This is a genomic window from Chlamydia sp. 16-02 (assembly GCF_042235055.1).
GTDB lineage: Bacteria > Chlamydiota > Chlamydiia > Chlamydiales > Chlamydiaceae > Chlamydia.
Genome location: NZ_CP114172.1, coordinates 461,279 through 483,022, shown reverse-complemented (window position 1 = coordinate 483,022; position 21,744 = coordinate 461,279). Strand labels below are relative to the sequence as shown.

Genomic DNA, 21,744 nt, shown 5'->3' with positions numbered 1-21,744 from the left:
TTTTTCTTGAGTTTTTCTACAGGCTCGTTTTAAATGATTCACCCAATTTTATTGATGGTGGATGTCTCCTGAAGTTTATTTTCTCTGGATATTTTGTCTAAAGAAAAACCTCCTGATTCAGGACGAATAGTTTTCCTAAGAGCATCTCATAGAAAAGGATACAACAACCAAGAGATCTAAACAGTTTGATAGTAATTCGTAAAGGCAATTTTGACGGTTTTTTATGAAACTGTAAGGATGATAAAAGATGAAATTCTTTATACTTTTTATTTTAAAAATTATTCCTGCTAATAAGAAGTATTTAATTTAAAATAGCAAAATAGAAACATTTTCTTTGTTTTATTCCATATTTTTTTTTAAAATATCCACTTTTAACTCCCATATTTGCAGCAGATATGTTTTCAGTTACCCAATCATCTGTTATAGGTAATCCCCTGTTCACGATGAACCCAAAACCTGAAATTTTTATGTTTTCCTCAGAAGCTGCTCGTAAAGCATATGAGAGGAGAGCACAGTGCCCTTTACTTTACACTTTAATCGATGTGATCTGTGAAGTGGTGAAATTAATTTTTCGCATTATTTTATTTATTCCTATTGGATTATTTTGGGTATTGGGGAAAATTTGCCAGAATGTGCTACTTCCTGCAGCTGGAGGGGCATTCTCGGGACAACTATGCTTTGTGAAGAGGTTATTACAAGAAGCTTTTCATATTCGTGTAAGCTATTGGGTAGATAGCGGCTATGCAAGTTCTGTACAACGTATTCCTATTCAAAATGATGATTTATTCATAGATACACTTCGTATTGAATTTCCTAATGCTAGGAAAGATAGATGGATGCTGATTTCCCTAGGAAATAGCGAATGTTTTGAAAACAGAGCTATTCTTCGTCGGGGTGATGATTGGATGTTGAATATAGCAAAACAATCACAAGCTAATGTTTTAGTATTTAATTATCCCGGAGTGATGCATAGCACGGGTCCTATTTCGCGAGAATCTTTAGGAAAATCTTATCAGGCATGTGTTCGTTATCTTCGTGATCATCCTGAGGGACCGAAGGCAAAGCAAATCATTGCTTATGGTTATTCTTTAGGAACACTAGTGCAAGCATTGGGATTAAGCAAGGAAATCACTGATGGGAGAGATGGGGTTGATTGGTTCATCATTAAAGATCGTGGACCGAAGTCTGTTTCAGCAGTAGCATCTCAATGGGTAGGGAAATTAGGTGAATGGGCAACAAAATTATTGGGTTGGGAGATCAACTCAGCAAAATTAAGTGAGTCCCTTGCTTGCCCTGAATTATTTATACACGGGGTGGACGGTCAGTCTCAGTTAATAGGCGACGGTTTATTCAATAAAAATAATTGTTTTGCAGCACCATTTTTAGATTCCAATGCCCCTAATCTTCCTGGTAAGAAAATGTCTGTAGGAGAGTATCTTCTACTGCATCAGGGCGTTCTTCAGAAGACCACTGTGCAGCAGATAGTTAAACACATTACGGATCACTTTGATCCCGGAGATCCGACTGAAACGCCAGGTTCTGGGGAATAACTTCGATAATACGAAAGCGTATTTTGCCTCAATAGAGAATCTTTTACGTAAAAGATTCTCTATGGCACTGTTGTCTCTGCCTTGGATTTGTCTTCAAAATTAAGGATGCTAGTACGCGTACAGCGACTGAGATACAAAATGCGATTCAGAATAACTTACTACTATAGTTGAATAGACTCTTGAAAATGGTCGGACAAGCTAATGGAGCAAAAATGAACGCTATTACAATAAGATCTAGTTTTTTCTGACCTATCTATTTGATTTTCAGAAGAGTTAATAGTTATTTTCAAATAACTATGTAAAGACTGTTGAATTTAGGAGGATCAGGACTCGATCCGCACTTCCTAAAATTTTTCCATTTTAACAAGTGTTTTAGGAGAATAGGTTTATGACTGAATAAACCACTGTCTCTAAGACCTCTATGTTTTAATGTTAAGAAATATTAATAAATTGAAGGAGTTATTTGGTTTTATTAAGATTTAAACCAAAAACATCAACTTTGTATTAACAAAAAAGCTTGATTAATAAAGCTTTTCTTAGGAAAATACTTATTTAAAAATTTCTAAAAATTAAGGAAGAACTACTAACTATTAAGGTTGTTTTAATTCTAGAATATGTTGAGGGGGGAGGTTTGCTAACGTATGGAATGCATACAACATGAAAGCTGTTTCGATTTAGATGACAGAGAAGATGCACAGCAACTTGGGGTACAAGAAGGAACCGAGATGGTTTCTATTACACAAGCTGCAAAGTTGCATAATGTGACACGTCAAGCAATTTACGTGGCAATCAAACAAAAGAAACTAAGGGCTTCTAAAACAACCCGATGGGAAATCGATCTTAAGGATCTGGAAGACTACAAGCGTAACCGTTATTCAAGAAAAAAGTCCCTTTATCAAGGGGAGCTACTTTTTGATAACGATAGAGGATACTACTCTGTAAATCAGGTGGCTGATATGCTAGGAATTCCTGTGCAGAAAGTTTATTACGCTACGCGTACAGGAACTATGCGAGGAGAGCGTAAAGGTGCTGCTTGGGTTATCAGTCAATCAGAGATCGATAGATATAAGAGCGATTATTTGAATAAGCAAACAGCGAAGAAAATAAAAGAAGCTGCAGTTGAACATGCTACAGCTACTCCAGAGGATATTGTTTCTTCCGGAACCCTCTTATTTGAGAACGACTAGTTCGTATTTATCTTCTTTTGCTCCTTAGCCATTGCTTTTACTTCCTTCGCCCTTCTAATATCTCGTATTTTTTTTGTTTTCTGTTTATAGCAGATAGATTAAGTCTGCGTGTAAATTTTCATAGAAACTCTGTAGCTTTACTAGGGATGCAGAGTTTATTTCTTTGCTCGCTTCTAATTTGGTTAATAGAGACGCCTAGAGAGAATTTCTCTTGAAGAAATAACTAGGTTCAAGGTATCAAGTCTCTTTCGTCTTAGGATTAAAAAAGAATGGCTTGGGAAAACGTACGTGTTAGAGTTGCGCCGTCGCCTACGGGGGATCCCCATGTAGGGACAGCCTATATGGCTTTGTTTAACGAAATCTTTGCAAAACGATTCAACGGAAAGATGATCCTGAGAATCGAGGATACGGATCAAACACGTAGCCGGGATGATTATGAGAAGAATATTTTCTCGGCTCTTCAGTGGTGCGGTATTCAATGGGATGAAGGACCAGATGTTGGTGGTCCCTATGGTCCCTATAGACAATCAGAGCGTACAGAAATCTATAGAGAATATGCCGAGCTTCTTTTAAAAACAGATTACGCCTATAAATGCTTTGCTACGCCCAAAGAGCTTGAAGAAATGCGTGCTGTTGCTACCACCTTGGGATATCGCGGGGGGTATGATCGCCGCTATCGCTATCTTTCTCAAGAAGAAATAGACGAGCGGACACGAGAAGGCCAGCCCTATACGATTCGGTTAAAAGTTCCTCTTACTGGTGAATGTATTCTTGAAGACTATTGTAAGGGTAGAGTTGTTTTTCCGTGGGCAGATGTTGACGATCAAGTTCTTATGAAATCAGATGGTTTCCCGACATATCACTTCGCTAACGTGGTAGACGACCATCTTATGGGTATTACACATGTTCTTCGTGGAGAAGAATGGCTGAGTTCAACTCCTAAACACCTGCTTCTTTATGAAGCTTTTGGTTGGGAACCGCCTACATTCTTGCATATGCCATTACTCCTCAACCCAGATGGAACAAAATTATCTAAAAGAAAGAACCCTACTTCGATCTTCTATTATCGTGATGCCGGATACATCAAAGAAGCCTTTATGAATTTCCTCACTCTCATGGGCTATAGTATGGAGGGAGATGAAGAGGTGTATTCTTTAGAAAAGCTTATTGAGAATTTTGATCCTAAGCGAATTGGAAAATCTGGAGCGGTTTTTGATACTCGTAAGCTAGATTGGATGAATAAGCACTACCTAAATCATGGGGGATCACCAGAAAGTCTATTAGCTAGATTAAAAGACTGGTTGATCAATGACGAGTTTTTCTTAAAAATTCTTCCCCTCTGTCAATCTCGGATTGCAACACTTGCAGAGTTTGTAGGATTAACAGAGTTTTTCTTTTCAGTTCTTCCTGAGTATTCAAAGGAAGAACTTTTGCCGGCAGCAATTTCTGAGGAGAAGGCTGCTATCCTTTTTTACAGCTATGTAAAGTATTTAGAAAAAGCTGATTTATGGGTTAAAGATCAGTTTTATTTGGGTTCTAAGTGGCTTTCAGAGGCTTTTCGATTAAACCATAAGAAAGTAATCATACCGCTTCTTTATGTGGCTATTACTGGGAAAAAACAGGGCTTGCCTTTGTTTGACTCTATGGAGTTGCTGGGGAAACCTCGTACACGTATGCGCATGGTACACGCTCAAAATCTTCTTGGGGGAGTCCCGAAGAAGATTCAAACAGCTATCGATAAGATTCTTAAAGAAGAAAATTTCGAGAGCAAGGTTTTAGAATTCTAGTTCTAGAGTAGCAAAATGCTCATTATCTGGAGCCTGCACAAGATAACACTATATGTTTTGTGGATAGGATGCTTGAAATACTGACTTAGCTAGGGAGAATTCTAAAGAATTCGCCTGCTTAGTTAGAGGAATACGTCCTTGTGCAAGAATATAGCTACGAGGGGGGGGGGCATAGGAACAGCTGGAAACAAACAGAGATGTGAAGAAAACCATATGTAAAAAAGAAAATCTTTTCATTTCCCAACTCCCTATTTGTTTAAATGTTAGAACAACATTTGTTTTATTATCTATTAATTAAAAGTATTGTTTTTATAACAAAGATGCAATCTTATGGCAACCAAGGGCTTAGGGTGCATAAAAAAATTCTCGTCCATCGATGTAGTGAACGTAAGTTGTTCATAATAATATTCTTCTAGTTTCTTCTATAACACAGTTCTATTTAATAAACTTGCTTTAGTTAATATTCTAGTTTGATTTTCTCTATCAGAAAAATAATTAGTTTAAGAAAAATATAAATAGAAAAAAGAATTGATAAAATTTTTATTTTCTATTGTAATATTGTTCATGGGAAAGTGCTTTATTAATTATTAAAAATTGAAAGGGTTTTTTAATAAGAAATCAAGCGCGTTAAGTTTTCTAATTAGAAAGGAGTTATAAACTTATGAAGAAAGCTGTTTTACTAGCTGCAGTATGTTGTGGTGTTGTTGGCTTAAGTAGCTGCTGCCGTATCGTAGATTGCTGTTTTGAAGATCCTTGTGCACCTAAGTCCTGCAATCCTTGCAACGCTTTCAACAAGAAAGACAACGCATGCAGTCCTTGTGGTACCTACACACCTTCTTGCTCCAAGCCTTGTGGCTCTGAGTGCAATTCAGGAGTTCAAGGACCTCAAGCTAAAGGTTGTACATCTCCAGACGGTAGATGCAAACAATAAGTAACGGTTCTTAACTATTTACTTAAATTGGTTAGGTAGTTAGGAGGTAAATTATTTCCCTGCTAACTGCCTTTATGAAAATAAACTTAAATGTTGAGGGTAAGAGTTCGTAACTTTCTACCCGATGGCAGAAGAAAAAATAACACACGCGATAGGAGATCCCTATGTCCAAACTCATCAGACGAGTAGTTACGGTCCTCGCGCTAACTAGTATGGCGAGTTCATTTGCCAGCGGGAAGATAGAGGCCGCTGCTGCAGAGTCTCTTGCTACAAGATTTATTGCCAATGCTGACACCTCAGATGACAATATCTTGCAGACAACAGCCAAGAAAATTAGATTTGGCCGTAATAAAAATCAAAAACAAGAACAAAAAAATAATGGCCCTTGCTGTGATAAAGAATTTTATCCTTGTCAAGATGGCTCATGCCAATCATCAGTAGATACAAAACAAGAGTCTTGCTACGGCAAAATGTATTGTGTGCGTGTTAACGATGATTGTAACGTTGAAATTAGCCAAGCTGTACCTGAATATGCAACAGTAGGGTCTCCTTATCCTATTGAAATTCTTGCTGTAGGTAAAAAAGATTGCGTTAATGTCGTTATCACTCAACAACTTCCTTGTGAAGTTGAATTTGTAAGCAGTGATCCTGCTACAACACCTACTTCTGATAGCAAATTAATTTGGACAATTGATCGCTTAGGTCAAGGTGAGAAATGCAAAATTACCGTTTGGGTAAAACCTCTTAAAGAAGGTTGCTGCTTCACAGCTGCTACTGTATGTGCTTGCCCAGAGCTTCGCTCTTATACCAAATGCGGACAACCTGCTATTTGCATTAAGCAAGAAGGCCCTGATTGCGCTTGCTTACGTTGCCCAGTTTGTTACAAAATCGAAGTTTGCAACACAGGTTCTGCTGTAGCTCGCGGTGTTGTGGTTGATAACCCTGTACCCGATGGTTATACTCACGCTTCAGGACAACGTGTTCTTTCCTTTAACTTAGGAGATATGCGTCCTGGTGATTTTAAATCATTCACTGTAGAATTTTGTCCTCAAAAAAGAGGAAAAGTTACTAACGTTGCTACTGTATCTTATTGCGGAGGACATAAATGTTCTGCCAATGTAACTACTGTTATCAATGAGCCTTGTGTACAAGTAAATATCTCTGGAGCTGACTGGTCTTACGTATGTAAACCTGTAGAATACACAATTGTTGTATCTAACCCAGGTGATCTTAAACTTTACGATGTTGTTATAGAAGATACGGCACCATCAGGAGCTACGATTTTAGAAGCTGCTGGAGCTGAAATTTGCTGTAACAAAGCTGTATGGTGCATTAAAGAAATGTGCCCAGGAGAAACTCTTCAGTTTAAAGTTGTTGCTAAAGCTCAAAGCCCAGGCAAATTCACAAATCAAGTTTCAGTAAGAACAAACTCTGATTGTGGATCATGCACTTCTTGCGCAGAAGTTACAACTCATTGGAAAGGTCTCGCAGCTACTCATATGTGCGTAATCGATACTAATGATCCTATTTGCGTAGGTGAAAATACCGTATACCGTATTTGTGTAACTAACCGCGGTTCTGCAGAAGATACTAACGTTTCATTAATTCTTAAGTTTTCTAAAGAATTACAACCAGTTTCTTCTTCAGGTCCAACAAAAGGAACCATTACGGGTAATACAGTAGTATTTGATGCTTTACCTAAACTGGGCTCTAAAGAATCTGTAGAGTTTTCTGTAACATTGAAAGGGATTGCTCCTGGAGATGCTCGCGGAGAAGCTATTCTTTCTTCAGATACTTTGACAGTACCTGTAGCAGATACGGAAAACACACACGTTTATTAATCTTTTAAATTTCTTTAAAAGTTCTTAAACGAAAAAGCCGTCCTAGATTATGTCTAGGACGGTTTTTTGTTTTCAGCTTCTTGAAAATCTTTGGAATTTCTCGGAGACTCGTCTTTATAAAAATCTAAAAAAATTCAATTAAAAATTTTAATTAATACCAGAGTTGGTTAAACTTTTTCGTCTTACGTGTTTAGAGAAGGAGTTTAACATGACAACAGGTGTATCAAATGGTGACGTCTTAGTCGATCTAATCAAGCCGGGATTAGAGGATGTAATGAAAGACGAAACAGTACAGGTAACTTTGATCAATTCCGTATTGGGATGGTGCAAAGTACATATAGTTGATCCAGTAAGAACATCAAAAATTGTACAATCAAGAGCATTCCAAATTACAATGATTGTACTTGGGATTATCCTACTTGTTGCTGGTTTGGCTTTAACTTTTGTACTGCAAGGTCAGCTTGGCAAAAATGCCTTCTTATTCTTAATCCCTGCGGTTATCGGTTTGATTAAACTTCTAACAACTTCAGTGTTTATGGAACAGCCTTGTACTCCAGAAAAATGGCGTTTATGCAAACGTCTTTTAGCAACAACTGAAGATATTTTAGATAATGGAGTGCTTGATAATTCCAATACGATTTTCACTACGGAAAGTACTGATGCAACGAGCACATCTAAATAGTTAAAACGGATAGTCATTAACTGTATAATATTTTGAGACATTAGGAGGCACTTAGCCTCCTCAAGGAATGAGAGATTTACGATCTCTTAAAAGAATCATATCTTTTAAAATATTTACAGATTCTTCCATTTGTAAATCATTGCTTCCAAAAGGTCGAATTGCCTCTGAAGGGTCTTTTAGTTCATCTAAAAAGATCTTGTAGTTTTTATTTTCACTTAGTCGTTGTTTACTATTTGCAGTTAACTGAGGGAGCATCTCTCTCCATACAGTCTCTTCTTTCTGTAAATTTGGAGTATAGTATTTTTGAAACCATGGACGCATATGGGAGTCCAGATCTCCCAAATTATCATTCATCACATTGTCACAACTATCCGCAGGTAGGGGGTGTTCTAGATAACGTTCTCCTAAAGGTTCTTCAAAATAGCGCGAAGCGATATGGATATCAGAGCGTACACCCTGAAGTTGCGTAGATTTCCCGGAAGGAGAGTAGTATTTCCCTACAGTCACTTTGAAGAATCCCTCTTTATCAGAATCTGCCGTAATTGTTTGATGCTGGATTGTTCCTTTCCCATAAGTCTGTTCATCACCAACAATTATAGCTACGCCATAATCCTGTAGCGTTTGAGCAACAATTTCTGCAGCAGATGCGGAGCTTTTCGAAACAAGAATAGTTAAAGGACCGTCATAGAATTTCTTAGGAGACACTGTCCGGTAACGTTTGATACTGCCATCTGCATAGCGGGATACCACGACGACTCCGTTAGTCATAAATAATCCTGAAACTTTAATGGCTTGTGATAGAAAACCTCCTGTATTTTCTCGGATATCTAAAACTAACCCTAGGAGATTCTTGTCTTGTAGACCTTGAATTGCACGTTTTAGATCTTGTTCGCTAGAGATTTGATTTTCTCCTTCATAAAAAGAATGTAGGGTGATTTTTCCAATAACCCCATTACCGTAAGACTCATAGGAAACATCCACACGACGATCATCTAAACTGATCTTTTCACGTCTTAATTTCACCGTGCGGTTTTGATCTTGGCTGTGTACATCTAAGATGACTTCAGAGCCCTGAGATCCTCTAAGACAGTCTAATACAGCTCTAAAGGGAAGATTTTCTATGTTTTTGCCATCAACACGATAAATCACATCATCAATATGCAGGTCTCCAGCTTTGTCCGCAGGTCCTCCAGGAATGATCTCTTTTACAATAACCCCATCAATATCTTCTTTTAAGATTACACCAATTCCGCACATGCCTTTTTCTAATTGAATACGCATAGCAAGGGCTTCATCTTTGCTAAAGTATGTTGTATGAGCATCCAAACTGTGAGCCATAGCCTTGACTACACGAACATGAAAGTGATGGGATTCCTCTTGAGGTGACATGGGTTTCCCGTAATCATTCACACCTAAATAAGGGTTCTCATATGCTTCGAGTTGGCGTACACAGAGTTTAGTTAAAGAGGCTTCTTTGCCCTGATATCTATCTTTAGAACTATCTGATAGATACACAGAAATATAAGAGAGGAGTAAAGAGCGCTGTCTTTCTTTTACTTCTTGGGTAGACTGTGCCCAATACTTAGGTTTTTTAATAAGTACATGTGTAGAGGCTTCTTTAACTAGTGTCTCAGGATCAGATAACCATTCAGTTCGCCACTGACGTGCTCGAGTAATGCTATCTTTAACTACACGATTTAAATTCTGATACACTGAAAAATTATTCGTTTTATAATTTTTCAATAGGCGCTTTTTGATATCCGTAGATTGGATAAAATTACTTACTTCTTGTTCTGTAAGATAAGCTTTATGGGGGTCGAATGATTGGGAGTATCCTATTAATGAACGCATAAGAATATCAGAAGAGATATCTTGAACATCCACATGATATTCAATTAACTTATCAACAGTTTTTCGGATGTCTTCTTCATGTAGTAATTCAGAAGCAAAAGATAAACTAGGGAAGCACGTTAGAACAAGAGCGCAAAGACGTAGTATTTTTATCATTACAAATATCTTTGTTGATCATGGATATTCGTAACATCGACACAAAATCCTCAGGCTTGAGCGAAGATTTTTAATCTCAAAAAAAAACTATTTAGAATAAACAGTTTGGTAAAAAAAAATATTCTTTCTAAGATGGCGGAGCGAGGGGGCGTAATTTGCTGCACATGTCACAAAGTGTATTGATCAATAATATTCCGGCTGCAATGAAAACTAAGAAGGAACCCATAACAAAATAGGCTCCTGAAAATGGTAGTGTTGCTTGGGGAAGGAAACTTAAACCAGAAAAAATCAAAGCTAGAATCAAAAATACAGCGGCCATTGCGATCATCACAACATTACGGGAAGAAGCATACACTTGTTGTTGAAAGTCTATGCGTAAAGAATTGACTGGAATTTCCGTGGTCATGGGTTTCCTTCGACTTAAAGAATAAATATTATAAAAAAAATGACATAAGAAAACACTGAAAATAAAAGTTTTAAATCTAATATTACACCTTAGATTGTTTTTGAGATTCTTTTATGCATTATCTTTATTTTTTTGCATTGATGGTTTCCTTTTTAATTCCCGGAGCCTTCTCTTGCGCGTATTCTGAAGAGTTCCCCTGGATACCGCCTAAATCTCTTACCCTACTTGGTAGCCCTTTTATTGACGTCGTCCTCGATGTTGATGGAGAATTTATTGAAAGTTGTAATTTGAAAATTGGAGAGATCCAGACTATAAGTGCTTCCGATGTTAAAAAAATTTTTTTTATGTACAAAGGAGCTTTCCCAGAAGACCCTATCCGCGTGACGAGGAAGGAGCCTCTAAGTCTTACAGAAGATCAGCTAGCAAATCTGGGTATCAAGAGTTTTCGTAACGGGAATCCCTACTTTAGTTATCTAAAACAGACGGAGTATGGCCCTGCATTTAATGAGTTAGATCAATTTCGGCTAGTCTTGCGTTGTCCGAATCAAGAAGATACCTTATGTTATTTTCTTCAAAATGTTTCTGAGTATTCAACAGAACTTTGTCTATCTCCAGACGGAGGCTATACTCTCATTGATAGTGAATTATTGATTTCTGGTTTCTGTATAGAAAGTTTTTTAAAAAAGAGTAGAAACCAGTCACAGAAAATTATGTTTGATCTCAATAACTCACGTATTGCGTATCAGTTTAGGGATCGGATTTGGTCATTATTGCCCCATGTAGATGTTCTTTTTTTATCAGAGAATTCAACAGAAGCTTTGACGGGCATTGCAAATTCAACTGTGGCAAGGCGTTTGCTTTCTCGTGTCATCCCTACGATATTTGTACAAAATATATCCGAAGATGGATCGTATATTTATTTTATTCAAAACGGGAAAGAAGCAGCTTATTGTTCAAAAGAAGATCTCCAGCAAATAGTTTTGGGGTTTCTTTTTGGTTATATTAACAATAATGTAGTAGATTATTGTTTTCACTCCGCTGATCTTTTGAATGATAATGCCTAATTTCTTCTCCTATGAAGGTGGGGAGTCGTTTTCTGAATTCTAAAACTGAAAAATAAGTTTTTCATATTAGAATGATTTTTTTGAATATCAGATGATTATGCCCCAATTCCTATCTAAAAATAAGCCCTTGCAAACAAAGGGATCCTTACTCTATATTTTCCCCCTTATAGTAGTTAGGTTGAATTGAGAAGGATACATGCCAACCATTAATCAATTAATACGTAAAAAGCGTCAATCTAGCGCGTCTAGAAAGAAATCTCCAGCCTTGCAGAAATGCCCGCAGAGACGTGGTGTATGCCTACAAGTGAAGACAAAGACTCCTAAAAAGCCGAACTCAGCTTTACGTAAAGTTGCCTGGGTGCGCTTGTCGAATGGCCAAGAAGTTATCGCCTACATCGGTGGTGAAGGGCATAATTTACAAGAGCACAGCATCGTTTTGGTTCAAGGTGGTAGGGTTAAAGATTTGCCCGGTGTTCGTTATCATATCGTTCGCGGAGCTCTAGACTGTGCTGCTGTCAAAAATAGAAAACAAAGCCGTTCTCGATACGGAGCAAAGCGTCCTAAGTAGGACTATTCTTTATTTAGGAATGAGAAGTTAGAGGTTAATTTATATGTCAAGACGACATGCCGCTGAGAAGAAAGTAATTCCAGCAGATCCTATCTACGGAAGTGTAACCCTAGAAAGGTTTATTAATAAGGTTATGATGCATGGAAAAAAAAGCATCGCTAGAAAGATAGTTTATTCTGCCCTAGAGAGGTTTTCTAAGAAAATAGGAGCAGAGAATGTTCTAGAAGCTTTTGAAGAAGCCTTGGAAAATGCGAAGCCTTTACTTGAAGTTCGTTCTCGTCGTGTTGGTGGGGCTACATATCAAGTTCCTGTAGAAGTTGCTTCCGGTCGAAGAGATTGTTTGGCTATGCAATGGATTATTAAACACGCTAGAGCAAAGCCTGGAAAATCTATGGAAATGGGATTAGCAACCGAGCTCATTGATTGTTTCAATAAGCAGGGAGCTACTATTAAAAAACGTGAAGATACCCACCGTATGGCTGAAGCTAACAAAGCATTTGCTCATTATAAGTGGTAAAATAATATTTAATCTCGGTTTGGAAGAGGCATAACAAGTTCATGAGTGATCAGGAATTCGATTTAAGCAAAATTAGAAACATCGGTATCATGGCCCATATCGATGCGGGAAAAACGACAACTACAGAAAGAATTCTTTATTACGCTGGAAGAACTCATAAAATTGGTGAGGTTCATGAAGGCGGAGCCACCATGGACTGGATGGAACAGGAGCAAGAAAGAGGTATTACTATCACCTCTGCTGCAACGACTGTTTTCTGGCTGGATTGTAAAATTAATATTATTGACACTCCTGGGCACGTAGACTTCACTATTGAAGTTGAAAGGTCTCTTCGTGTTTTAGATGGTGCCGTAGCTGTATTTGATGCAGTGTCTGGAGTTGAGCCTCAATCGGAGACCGTATGGAGACAGGCGAATAAGTATGGTGTCCCTCGAATAGCGTTCGTAAATAAAATGGATCGTATGGGTGCGGATTACTTTACAGCCGTAGAATCCATGAAAGAAAAACTTGGCGCTAATGCTATTCCTGTGCACTGTCCTATTGGTGCTGAAAGCCAATTTGTTGGAATGGTCGATCTGATTTCGCAAAAGGCTCTATATTTCCTAGATGAAACTTTAGGTGCTAAATGGGAAGAACGTGAAATTCCCGAAGAACTTAAAGATAGATGTGCGGAGCTTCGGTATGCGCTTCTTGAAGAACTTGCTACAGTAGATGAAAGTAACGAAGCTTTCATGATGAAAGTTCTCGAAGATCCAGATTCTATTACTGAAGAAGAAATCCATGACGCGATGCGCAAAGGGGTTATTGAAAATAAAATTAACCCTGTATTGTGTGGAACCGCATTTAAAAATAAAGGTGTCCAGCAGCTTCTCAATGTTATCGTGAGATGGTTACCTTCACCTAAAGATCGTGGTGTAATCCATGGAATTAATCTAAAGAACAACGAAGAAGTTCATTTAGAGCCTAGAAAAGACGGGCCTCTAGCTGCTCTTGCCTTCAAAATTATGACAGACCCTTATGTTGGTCGTATCACCTTTATACGCATCTATTCAGGAACTCTTAAAAAAGGTTCAGCAATTCTTAATTCTACTAAGGATAAAAAAGAGCGGATTTCTCGTTTGCTAGAGATGCATGCTAATGAAAGAACCGATAGAGACGAATTTACTGTTGGAGATATCGGTGCCTGCGTAGGTTTAAAATATTCAGTTACGGGTGATACACTTTGCGATGATAATCAGGAAATTGTTCTTGAGCGTATTGAGATTCCTGAACCTGTGATTGATATGGCTATTGAGCCGAAATCTAAGGGAGATAGGGAGAAACTAGCTCAAGCATTGAGTGCGCTTTCTGAAGAAGATCCTACTTTCCGTGTTACTTCAAATGAAGAGACTGGACAAACAATTATCTCTGGAATGGGCGAGCTACATTTAGATATTCTTCGCGATCGTATGATTCGCGAATTTAAAGTGGAAGCTAATGTTGGCAAGCCTCAAGTTTCTTATAAAGAAACAATTACCAAGAATGGTAATAGCGAAACGAAATACGTGAAACAGTCTGGTGGTCGTGGACAATATGCTCACGTTTGCCTCGAGATTGAGCCAAATGAACCAGGAAAGGGCAACGAAGTTGTCAGCAAAATTGTTGGTGGTGTTATCCCTAGAGAGTATATTCCAGCAGTTATGAAAGGCGTAGAAGAAGGCTTAAATACAGGTGTCCTTGCTGGTTATGGTCTAGTAGATGTTAAAGTAAACATCGTGTTTGGATCATATCACGAAGTGGATTCCAGTGAGATGGCATTTAAAATATGCGGTTCAATGGCTGTGAAAGAAGCCTGTAGAAAAGCTACTCCGGTCATTCTAGAGCCTATTATGAAAGTCGCAGTCACGACTCCTGAGGATCATTTAGGAGATGTTATTGGCGATTTGAATCGTCGTCGTGGAAAAATTTTAGGTCAGGAATCTTCACGAGGTATGGCACAAGTGAATGCCGAGGTTCCTTTAAGTGAAATGTTTGGATACACAACATCTTTAAGATCCTTGACTTCCGGAAGAGCAACATCAACAATGGAACCCGCCTTCTTTGCTAAGGTTCCTCAAAAAATTCAAGAAGAGATTGTTAAGAAGTAAGGAATATATGAAGCAGCAAAAACAGAAAATCCGTATTCGTCTGAAAGGATTCGATCAAGGACAGCTAGATCGATCAACCGCAGATATTGTTGAGACTGCTAAAAGAACAGGCGCTCGTGTAGCAGGTCCTATTCCTTTGCCTACAAAGAGGGAAGTATACACTGTGTTGCGTTCTCCTCACGTAGACAAAAAGTCTAGGGAGCAGTTTGAAATTCGTACGCACAAGCGTTTAATAGATATCCTGGATCCTACAGGAAAAACTATAGATGCCTTAAAAATGTTAGCTCTTCCAGCAGGGGTTGATATTAAGATCAAGGCCGCATAAGTTATTTTGGCTAGGCCATGCATTTATTAGAGAAATTTAAAGCTCAGAGGGTTTCTCTTCTCTCGCGAGAGCTCATTTCTTGTTGCGATTCTACCATTGCTTCTTCTGATGCAGGCCATGTCTATCAATTGTTTTTCAGTACAACAGATTCTAATCTACTTTATAAGGTAGGGGATTCTTTGGGTGTGTTTCCAAAGAATCCTATAAGTGTTGTTGAGAAGATTCTCGAATGTTTACGTTATTCTCCAAAACAACTAGTGCAGACTCGAGAATCTTCCCACGTTACTTTCTATGATTTTTTAAGATGCCACGCAAATATAGATAAAATTCCAACGAAGCTTAAACCCTTTTTCCCTGATACAGAAGATCCTATAAATTTTTATGATGCTATCCAAAAATACAAACCTAATATTCCTATAGAGCTATTTGTACAAAGTGTCTTACCTTTGCTACCCCGCTTTTATTCGATAGCCTCTGCTCCACATCCCAAAGAAAAAAAGATAGAACTTTTGGTTAGGCTTGTAAGTTACCCTGGAGAGTACGAGCAGCGTCATGGAGTATGTTCTTTCTTTTTATGTAAGGAATTAGAGTTAGATGAGAGCTGTTATGCATATGTACAGCCTACCAAGCATTTTACCATTGGAAATCATGTTCAGAATAAGCCCATCGTCATGATTGGCTCAGGGACAGGAATTGCTCCGTATAAAGGTTTCTTACAGCAGCGTATTTATAATAAAGATCCGGGAATGAATTTACTCTTTTTTGGAGAACGGTTTGAAAAAGCCAATTTTTATTATCAGGATTTTTGGAAACAAGCTATTGACAACCAATTATTGAAGCTTTTTTTAGCTTTTTCTCGTGATAGAGATCAAAAGATCTATGTACAAGATCTACTCAGAAAAGAGACGGATACAGTCTTGAAAGCCTATGAGGAGGGAGCATACTTCTTTGTTTGCGGAAGTAAGGTGTTGGGAAGTGAAGTTAAAAAGACTCTAGAAGATATCTTAGGGAAAGATAAGCTCTCCCAATTGAAGGAAGAGCGTCGTTATGTTATCGATGTCTATTAATTGCAATATTCCATAACTGTGAGTACGCAAAAACATTGTACACCATCACCACAGCCAAAATCACTCAACCCTTCCCCAGAGGTTGCAGTAATACCTACAGATCCTAAAGGAATGTTTAAAGCTGAGGCAATACTTTGTCGCATAGCAGAGAGTTTTGGGAGAAATTTAGGACGATTTCCTTCGATAGTAATAGCTACATGAGAAATCATTTGGTTTGATTTTAAGGATTTTATAGCTTCGGATAAATACACACTACTGTCGGTAATACCACGAGTATGGAAAAGCTCATCGGCAACTTCTCCTAGTATGATTCTATGAGTTACAGAAGAGATAGCGTTACAAATAGCGTGGAAGACAATATCACCATCGGAATTTGCTTGGAAACCAGGACTATTTTCAAAGATTACCCCAGCTAAAATGCAGGGTTTTGCAGAACTTTCGGAAAGGAAACGATGGCTATCTTGCCCGATTCCTACACGATAAATCCATTGCGGTTTAGGCAAAGGAGAGTCATTTTCTGCGTTCATATTTATTGTACCGTTTTAATATTCCTTTTTTGAGATTATCTCCATTTAATAGGGTTGTAAATCACCATAAGCTCAATTTTACCCTAAGTTGAGAATCCCGTGAGAAAATATACAAAATAATCAGAATTCACGCACCTATACATGTATAAAAATTCCTCTACATAGAATCTTAGTCAATCTATAAAAATATTATTTTAATCTATATAGAACCCTAGAAAGTAATTTATTTTTAATATAAAATGATTAATAATATTATGATTTTTTTATTCTAATATAGATTTTAATTACAGCTATGCAAATCAGATTCCAAACAACCCAAGATTTTGACGATAGAATAGGACAAATATTCCCTAGAAATTGTTATATGTTATTTCCTAGAGATGATGAAGGTATTTGGGATATCTCTTATGATTGGGATCTAACGAATCCTACGGCTTTGAAAAATTCAGCTTTAGCAGTAATTCCTGTGATTGGTTCAGTCATTGGATTAATCAAGTTATTCAGCGTATGGTCTGTTAATCTACGTGGTGAAAGTAAAAGAAAAATACTTGCTTATACAGTCACCGGATTGATGGAATTTTGTGGGTTAGGGATTGTTACTTTAGTGCTAAAAATTCTTTGTTTATTTTTTAAAATTATTTGCATTCCATTTAAAAGTATTTTTTCTAGAAATAGAAGAGAGCAAATTCTTCCTGAATATTCCCAAAATCGTAGTTATACATCTGCCGGTCTGATTTTTTCGTAAACTCTTTGATTAGAGTTTATGTTCTTAGAAATATCATTGATTTAAAGCGAATATTTCCCTATGATAACCTACTGAAATGGCTGGATAGCTCAGTTGGTAGAGCAGAGGATTGAAGATCCTTGTGTCGTCGGTTCGACCCCGGCTCCGGCCATACTCGGTTAACGTTCAACGTGTCTAGTTTTTCTTGAAAAACTAAAATCAAGGACTTTGTATTTTTTATAATTTCAGGGTTTGCTAAAGTATTTGGCAAATCTATTGAGTCCTAAGCACAGAATAAAGAATCATAAGGAAAGAATTAATGAAGTCTTACGCGATAATTCAGACCGGAAGCAAGCAATATCAGGTTACTGAAGGAGATGTAATTGACGTCGAATTGTTAGACGGCGTTTCCGAGGGGCAAGAAGTTGTTTTCGATCAAGTGTTGTTTACTTTTGATGGATCTAAAGTTTCTTTGGGGACTCCTACGGTAAAGAACGCTGTAGTAAAAGGTCAGTTGCTTTCTCGAGTTCGTGGAGAAAAAGTAACTGCCTATAAATACAAAAGACGTAAAAATTATCATCGTAAGACTGGACACCGTCAGAACTATCTTAGAGTAAAAATTAGTAATCTAGTGATGTAATCGACTGGTGGATAACTAAAGGATTTTGAAATGGCACATAAGAAAGGTCAGGGAGCAAGCCGTAACGGTCGCGATTCAGAGTCAAAGCGTCTCGGCATGAAAGTGGGCGCAGGACAAAGAGTTTCCACAGGAAGTATTCTTGTAAGACAAAGAGGCACTAAGTGGCACCCTTCTCAAAACGTAGGTAGAGGTCGTGACGATACTTTATTTGCTTTAATAGACGGTATTGTTGTCACTAAGAAGACAGATCGTACATATATTTCTGTTCTTCCAGAATAAGTCTTAAAAGACTCTTCAAAAACCAATTATCTAGGAAGCTCTGTTTTTTGCTCACGCATAAAATGGGGCTTTTCTGTTTTAACAGCGTTTACGATTTAGGGATAAGTATACAATGTTTTTAGATCAAATTACTATAGAGTTACGTGCTGGTAAAGGCGGTAACGGTGTTGTAGCTTGGAGAAAGGAGAAATATCTACCGAAAGGCGGTCCTTATGGTGGTAACGGCGGTGTTGGTGGATCTATTGTTATCGAATCAGCTACACACGTGTACTCTTTTGAATCCTATAGGAATATACGCTTCTTAAAGGCTGAGGATGGACAATCTGGAGCAACTAATAATCGTTCTGGAAGAAACGGAAAAGATTTGGTTTTGGTAGTTCCTGAAGGAACGTTATTACGTGATGTAGAGACTCGAGAAATTCTTTATGATTTTGCCAAAGACGGAGAACGTTTAGTTATTTGTCGTGGAGGCAAAGGTGGAAAAGGAAATACTTTCTTCAAGACATCTACCAATCGTGCTCCTACAAAAGCCACTCCAGGAAAACCTGGAGAAGTACGGCAAGTCGAGCTAGAGTTAAAACTCATCGCTGATATCGGTCTTGTAGGCTTCCCAAATGCTGGTAAATCCACATTATTTAATACTCTTGCTAAAACAGAAGTTAAGGTGGGGGCATACCCATTTACTACACTTCAGCCTGTCTTAGGGTTGGTTCCCTGTCAGGAGAGATTGTACCAGAAACCATGGATTATCGCAGATATTCCCGGAATCATAGAAGGTGCTCATCAAAATCGTGGTTTGGGATTAGATTTTCTAAGGCACATTGAACGCACTAGATTGTTATTATTTGTTATTGATATTTGTGGATGCGAGAGATCCTCTCCCGAAGAAGATCTACGTATTCTCATGGACGAACTTTTACATTATAAAGAAGATCTTGCAGATAAAGGCAGGATCATCGCTTTAAATAAAATCGATGATCTTCTTCCTGATGAGAGGCAGGAACGCCTAGAGAATTTTCAGAGACTCTTTCCCTCTGAAAAATTTGTGATGTTATCCGGACTTACCGGGGAAGGTGTGGATCTACTGAATAGTCTTTTTACAAATAGACTTACTGTATAAGCAATACCCATCAAAATAGCGATCGTTGGTCCTGCAGGGAAATCTAGGGCATAGGCAAGGACAATTCCGGAAAATGAGCATAGGATGTTTAAGAGAACGGAAACAATCATAATGTTGACCATTCTATAGGAAAACCTGCAAGCGATCGATATAGGCAAAACAAGCATGCTTAGCATTAAGATAACACCCATGATGTAAATCAGCATAACAATGGTAATTGCCGTTAAAATTAGTAAAAGGAAATACCATGTTTGTACAGAGTAGCGACTGAGCATCATGTACTTTTCATCGAAACATAGCGCAAGGAATCTTGTATGACAGAGCGCTACGGTTGTGAGAACAACAACATCTAGTATCCCTAAGCTATAGAGATCATGAGTAGTTACCCAAAGAATATTTCCGAAAAGAAAATTCACTAGCTCTGAATTAAAAGCAGGGAGTTGGGAGATAAAGATAATCCCAATTGCCATGCCAACAGACCAAATCATAGCAATGAGGGCATCCTCTCTTTCTTGATACTTGAGATGAATTTTTCCAATACAGATTGCTAGGATTATTGCTCCAACTATAGCCCCGTACATAGGAGAAAATTCAAGATTCAGTCGATATTGAATCCATAAGGTAAGACCAATTCCTCCTAAAATAGAATGGGAGATACTTCCACTAATAGAAACGATACGTTTCACTACGATGTATGTTCCTACAACTCCCCCAGCAATAGATGCTCCTAGAGCTGCAAGTAGAGACGGTAAGAGTAGCGCGGGAAGGATATGATCAAAAAAAGAAATCATAGATCAGCCTTTTTTTCGAAGGAATCGCAGCAAAACTCTTGAGATATTGTTGGTGTATTGGTCAATGTTGTTAGAGTTCTGCTCATATAAAATACTTTATTGAAGTGACTAGTTGTATGATGCAAATCATGTGTGATCATAAGAATCGTACACCGGGCATTAAGTTCCGTGAGAATCTGTAGGATGCGTTGTTGATTTTCAGGATCGATATTTGCTGTAGGTTCATCCAGGATGAGTAGTTTAGGATGAGATGCCAGGGCTCTAGCAAGTAGCACTCGTTGTATCTGTCCCCCAGATAGATGGGAAAAGCAGGTATCCTTATGATGTAAAAGATCTACAGTTTCTAAAGCTTGCTCAGCAGATTCATGATCGTATTTAGAATATTTCCCATGCCAGCGAAGAAAAGAAAGCCTTCCTGATAGAACAACTTCTTTCACAGAAATGGGAAAGGAAAAGTCATAGGAGAAGTGTTGCGGAACCCATCCGATAGTTAATTCAGATTCTTTTCTGCATGTAGAAAATGTTTCTAGAGTTCCTAGAGTAGGTTTTAATAAACCTAGCATGAGCATAGCTAAAGTTGTTTTTCCGCCACCGTTAGGTCCTATAATACCGACAAAATCTCCCTCATGAATCATAAAAGACACATTATTGATGATCCAAGAGCTTTTTGGTCCATAGCGGAAGGAAAGATCCTTAACGAGTATTTGTATTGTCATAAATTAGCAAGAGTTGTTGCTATGGTTTTCAAATTATTTATAACGTTTTCTTCATAGGGATCTAAATTTACTATATCCATATGGAAGCGTTCAGCGAGCATAGCACTACTGCGTTTGCCTGCATGACGGAGTAAAATCATAGATGAAATCCCGTGTTCACGAATACTTTGAGCGGCACGGACAACATCTTTTGGGGAGGGATCAGCATGATTACTTTTTTCGACAACATGTTGGAAAAAATTGTAATCTCTACAGAAATAGCCGAAGGCTCCGTGTGCGACTAAAATATGACGCTGCTTAGCAGAGGCTGTGATTTCTTGAATTTCTATATCTAGGGTTTCAAGCGTCTTAAGTAATTTTTCTCCATTACTTTGATATAACGCAGAATGTTCCGGGAAATAGAAGCACAGGGCTTCTATAATAGTCGCTACCTGTATTTTCAGATTTTTAGGACTTAACCATGTATGGGTATCAAAGCTGTGAAAATGATGAGAACATCCTGTATATCCAGGAATTACTTGAATGTTTTTATTAAGATCTACTTGAGGACAAGAAACGTTTTTCTCGCAGGACTTTTCAAAATTTTCTCCCATACGGAACCAAAGTTGCGCACGAAGAAATTTTTCCATATGTCGGGGAGACAGTTCATAGGTGTGAGGATCATAGTTATTAGTAACTATAGAGCATACCTCACAAGTGTCCTCTGTTATCTGTTCAACTAGAAATTTATAAGGAACTATACTAACAAGGACGTGTTTTTGTTCTGTTTTAGAGTCTCCAAAAGTATAGGAACAACACAAGAGGAACAAAAGAAGGATGAATATTCTACGCATGATCTAAATAGATTGATGAATTCAACTATTATCCTATTGAGCCACAATTTTAATAA

The 21,744-nt window shown here is 37.9% G+C and carries 23 protein-coding genes and 1 tRNA gene; 17 read left to right on the top strand and 7 right to left on the bottom strand.

All coding sequences use genetic code 11. The annotated features are described in order from the left end of the window. The first annotated feature begins 443 nt into the window (after positions 1-443). From O1W70_RS01990 to gltX, 3 genes are all read left to right on the top strand, one after another. Positions 444-1,550, top strand: a complete 1,107-nt coding sequence (locus O1W70_RS01990) for a CPn0927/CPn0928 family alpha/beta hydrolase fold protein (RefSeq protein ID WP_332380669.1) — start codon at positions 444-446, stop codon at positions 1,548-1,550. A 641-nt stretch (positions 1,551-2,191) separates the two neighbouring features. Next, positions 2,192-2,737, top strand: a complete 546-nt coding sequence (locus O1W70_RS01985) for a helix-turn-helix domain-containing protein (protein ID WP_332380668.1) — start codon at positions 2,192-2,194, stop codon at positions 2,735-2,737. A gap of 269 nt (positions 2,738-3,006) precedes the next feature. Continuing rightward, positions 3,007-4,524: a glutamate--tRNA ligase gene (gene gltX, locus O1W70_RS01980; protein WP_332380667.1), complete on the top strand. Its 1,518-nt coding sequence runs from the start codon at positions 3,007-3,009 to the stop codon at positions 4,522-4,524. Positions 4,525-4,572: 48 nt separating this feature from the next. On the opposite strand, the gene O1W70_RS01975 is transcribed toward gltX, so the two are convergent. Then, positions 4,573-4,761, bottom strand: coding sequence for a hypothetical protein (locus O1W70_RS01975; protein ID WP_213240297.1), 189 nt, complete (start codon positions 4,759-4,761; stop codon positions 4,573-4,575). 424 nt (positions 4,762-5,185) lie between these two features. On the opposite strand from O1W70_RS01975, the gene O1W70_RS01970 reads away from it, so the two are divergent. The 3 genes from O1W70_RS01970 to O1W70_RS01960 all read left to right on the top strand — a co-directional run bounded on the left by O1W70_RS01970 (position 5,186) and on the right by O1W70_RS01960 (position 7,978). Next, a complete protein-coding gene (locus tag O1W70_RS01970; RefSeq protein WP_375797308.1) occupies positions 5,186-5,455 on the top strand; it encodes a small cysteine-rich outer membrane protein in 270 nt (89 codons plus the stop codon). Between the two features lie 164 nt (positions 5,456-5,619). Further along, on the top strand, positions 5,620-7,296 hold the full coding sequence (omcB, locus tag O1W70_RS01965) for an outer membrane complex protein OmcB (RefSeq protein ID WP_375797307.1): 1,677 nt from the start codon (positions 5,620-5,622) through the stop codon (positions 7,294-7,296). Positions 7,297-7,504: 208 nt separating this feature from the next. Next, a complete protein-coding gene (locus tag O1W70_RS01960; protein WP_375797306.1) occupies positions 7,505-7,978 on the top strand; it encodes a cysteine-rich outer membrane protein in 474 nt (157 codons plus the stop codon). A 60-nt stretch (positions 7,979-8,038) separates the two neighbouring features. Here the strand turns inward: O1W70_RS01960 and O1W70_RS01955 are convergent, their stop codons facing one another. Together O1W70_RS01955 and O1W70_RS01950 are read right to left on the bottom strand one after the other, a co-directional pair. Further along, positions 8,039-9,985 (bottom strand): S41 family peptidase, encoded by a 1,947-nt coding sequence (locus O1W70_RS01955; protein WP_375797305.1) that lies wholly within the window; start codon positions 9,983-9,985, stop codon positions 8,039-8,041. A 127-nt stretch (positions 9,986-10,112) separates the two neighbouring features. Next, positions 10,113-10,391, bottom strand: a complete 279-nt coding sequence (locus tag O1W70_RS01950; protein WP_375797304.1) for a hypothetical protein — start codon at positions 10,389-10,391, stop codon at positions 10,113-10,115. A 113-nt stretch (positions 10,392-10,504) separates the two neighbouring features. Here O1W70_RS01950 and O1W70_RS01945 point away from each other — a divergent pair, with 113 nt between their 5' ends. From O1W70_RS01945 to O1W70_RS01920, 6 genes are all read left to right on the top strand, one after another. After that, on the top strand, positions 10,505-11,455 hold the full coding sequence (locus tag O1W70_RS01945) for a hypothetical protein (protein WP_375797303.1): 951 nt from the start codon (positions 10,505-10,507) through the stop codon (positions 11,453-11,455). A gap of 196 nt (positions 11,456-11,651) precedes the next feature. Beyond that, positions 11,652-12,023, top strand: coding sequence for a 30S ribosomal protein S12 (gene rpsL / locus O1W70_RS01940; RefSeq protein ID WP_006342868.1), 372 nt, complete (start codon positions 11,652-11,654; stop codon positions 12,021-12,023). 43 nt (positions 12,024-12,066) lie between these two features. Next, entirely contained in the window at positions 12,067-12,540 is a 474-nt protein-coding gene (gene rpsG / locus O1W70_RS01935) for a 30S ribosomal protein S7 (RefSeq protein WP_375797302.1), read from the top strand. Positions 12,541-12,581: 41 nt separating this feature from the next. Then, positions 12,582-14,666 (top strand): elongation factor G, encoded by a 2,085-nt coding sequence (gene fusA / locus O1W70_RS01930; protein ID WP_375797301.1) that lies wholly within the window; start codon positions 12,582-12,584, stop codon positions 14,664-14,666. A gap of 7 nt (positions 14,667-14,673) precedes the next feature. Continuing rightward, complete coding sequence (gene rpsJ, locus O1W70_RS01925; protein WP_006342871.1) at positions 14,674-14,991, top strand: 30S ribosomal protein S10; 318 nt, start codon at positions 14,674-14,676, stop codon at positions 14,989-14,991. Positions 14,992-15,008: 17 nt separating this feature from the next. Then, on the top strand, positions 15,009-16,058 hold the full coding sequence (locus tag O1W70_RS01920) for a sulfite reductase flavoprotein subunit alpha (protein ID WP_375797300.1): 1,050 nt from the start codon (positions 15,009-15,011) through the stop codon (positions 16,056-16,058). On the opposite strand, the gene ispF is transcribed toward O1W70_RS01920, so the two are convergent. Beyond that, a complete protein-coding gene (gene ispF, locus O1W70_RS01915; RefSeq protein ID WP_375797299.1) occupies positions 16,055-16,585 on the bottom strand; it encodes a 2-C-methyl-D-erythritol 2,4-cyclodiphosphate synthase in 531 nt (176 codons plus the stop codon). The two genes, O1W70_RS01920 and ispF, sit on opposite strands and share 4 nt — an antisense overlap. A gap of 364 nt (positions 16,586-16,949) precedes the next feature. Here ispF and O1W70_RS01910 point away from each other — a divergent pair, with 364 nt between their 5' ends. The 5 genes from O1W70_RS01910 to obgE all read left to right on the top strand — a co-directional run bounded on the left by O1W70_RS01910 (position 16,950) and on the right by obgE (position 19,348). After that, on the top strand, positions 16,950-17,330 hold the full coding sequence (locus tag O1W70_RS01910) for a hypothetical protein (RefSeq protein ID WP_375797298.1): 381 nt from the start codon (positions 16,950-16,952) through the stop codon (positions 17,328-17,330). 78 nt (positions 17,331-17,408) lie between these two features. Next, a tRNA-Phe gene (locus O1W70_RS01905) sits at positions 17,409-17,481 on the top strand. A gap of 147 nt (positions 17,482-17,628) precedes the next feature. Then, positions 17,629-17,949, top strand: coding sequence for a 50S ribosomal protein L21 (gene rplU, locus O1W70_RS01900; protein WP_213240322.1), 321 nt, complete (start codon positions 17,629-17,631; stop codon positions 17,947-17,949). A gap of 30 nt (positions 17,950-17,979) precedes the next feature. Then, positions 17,980-18,228 carry a 50S ribosomal protein L27 gene (gene rpmA / locus O1W70_RS01895; RefSeq protein WP_117273882.1) on the top strand — a complete coding sequence of 83 codons (249 nt, stop codon included), beginning with the start codon at positions 17,980-17,982 and terminating at the stop codon, positions 18,226-18,228. Positions 18,229-18,340: 112 nt separating this feature from the next. Further along, positions 18,341-19,348, top strand: coding sequence for a GTPase ObgE (obgE, locus tag O1W70_RS01890; RefSeq protein WP_375797297.1), 1,008 nt, complete (start codon positions 18,341-18,343; stop codon positions 19,346-19,348). Here obgE and O1W70_RS01885 read toward each other — a convergent pair. From O1W70_RS01885 to O1W70_RS01875, 3 genes are read right to left on the bottom strand one after another with little or no spacing between them, the layout of a single operon-like run. Then, positions 19,246-20,139, bottom strand: coding sequence for a metal ABC transporter permease (locus O1W70_RS01885; RefSeq protein WP_375797296.1), 894 nt, complete (start codon positions 20,137-20,139; stop codon positions 19,246-19,248). The genes obgE and O1W70_RS01885 overlap by 103 nt on opposite strands. After that, the gene (locus O1W70_RS01880) at positions 20,136-20,855 is read right to left on the bottom strand and encodes a metal ABC transporter ATP-binding protein (RefSeq protein ID WP_375797295.1); all 720 of its coding nucleotides are present in this window, start codon (positions 20,853-20,855) and stop codon (positions 20,136-20,138) included. Before O1W70_RS01880 ends, O1W70_RS01885 begins: the two co-directional genes overlap by 4 nt. Beyond that, positions 20,852-21,688: a metal ABC transporter solute-binding protein, Zn/Mn family gene (locus O1W70_RS01875; protein ID WP_375797294.1), complete on the bottom strand. Its 837-nt coding sequence runs from the start codon at positions 21,686-21,688 to the stop codon at positions 20,852-20,854. Before O1W70_RS01875 ends, O1W70_RS01880 begins: the two co-directional genes overlap by 4 nt. Positions 21,689-21,744 lie beyond the last annotated feature (56 nt).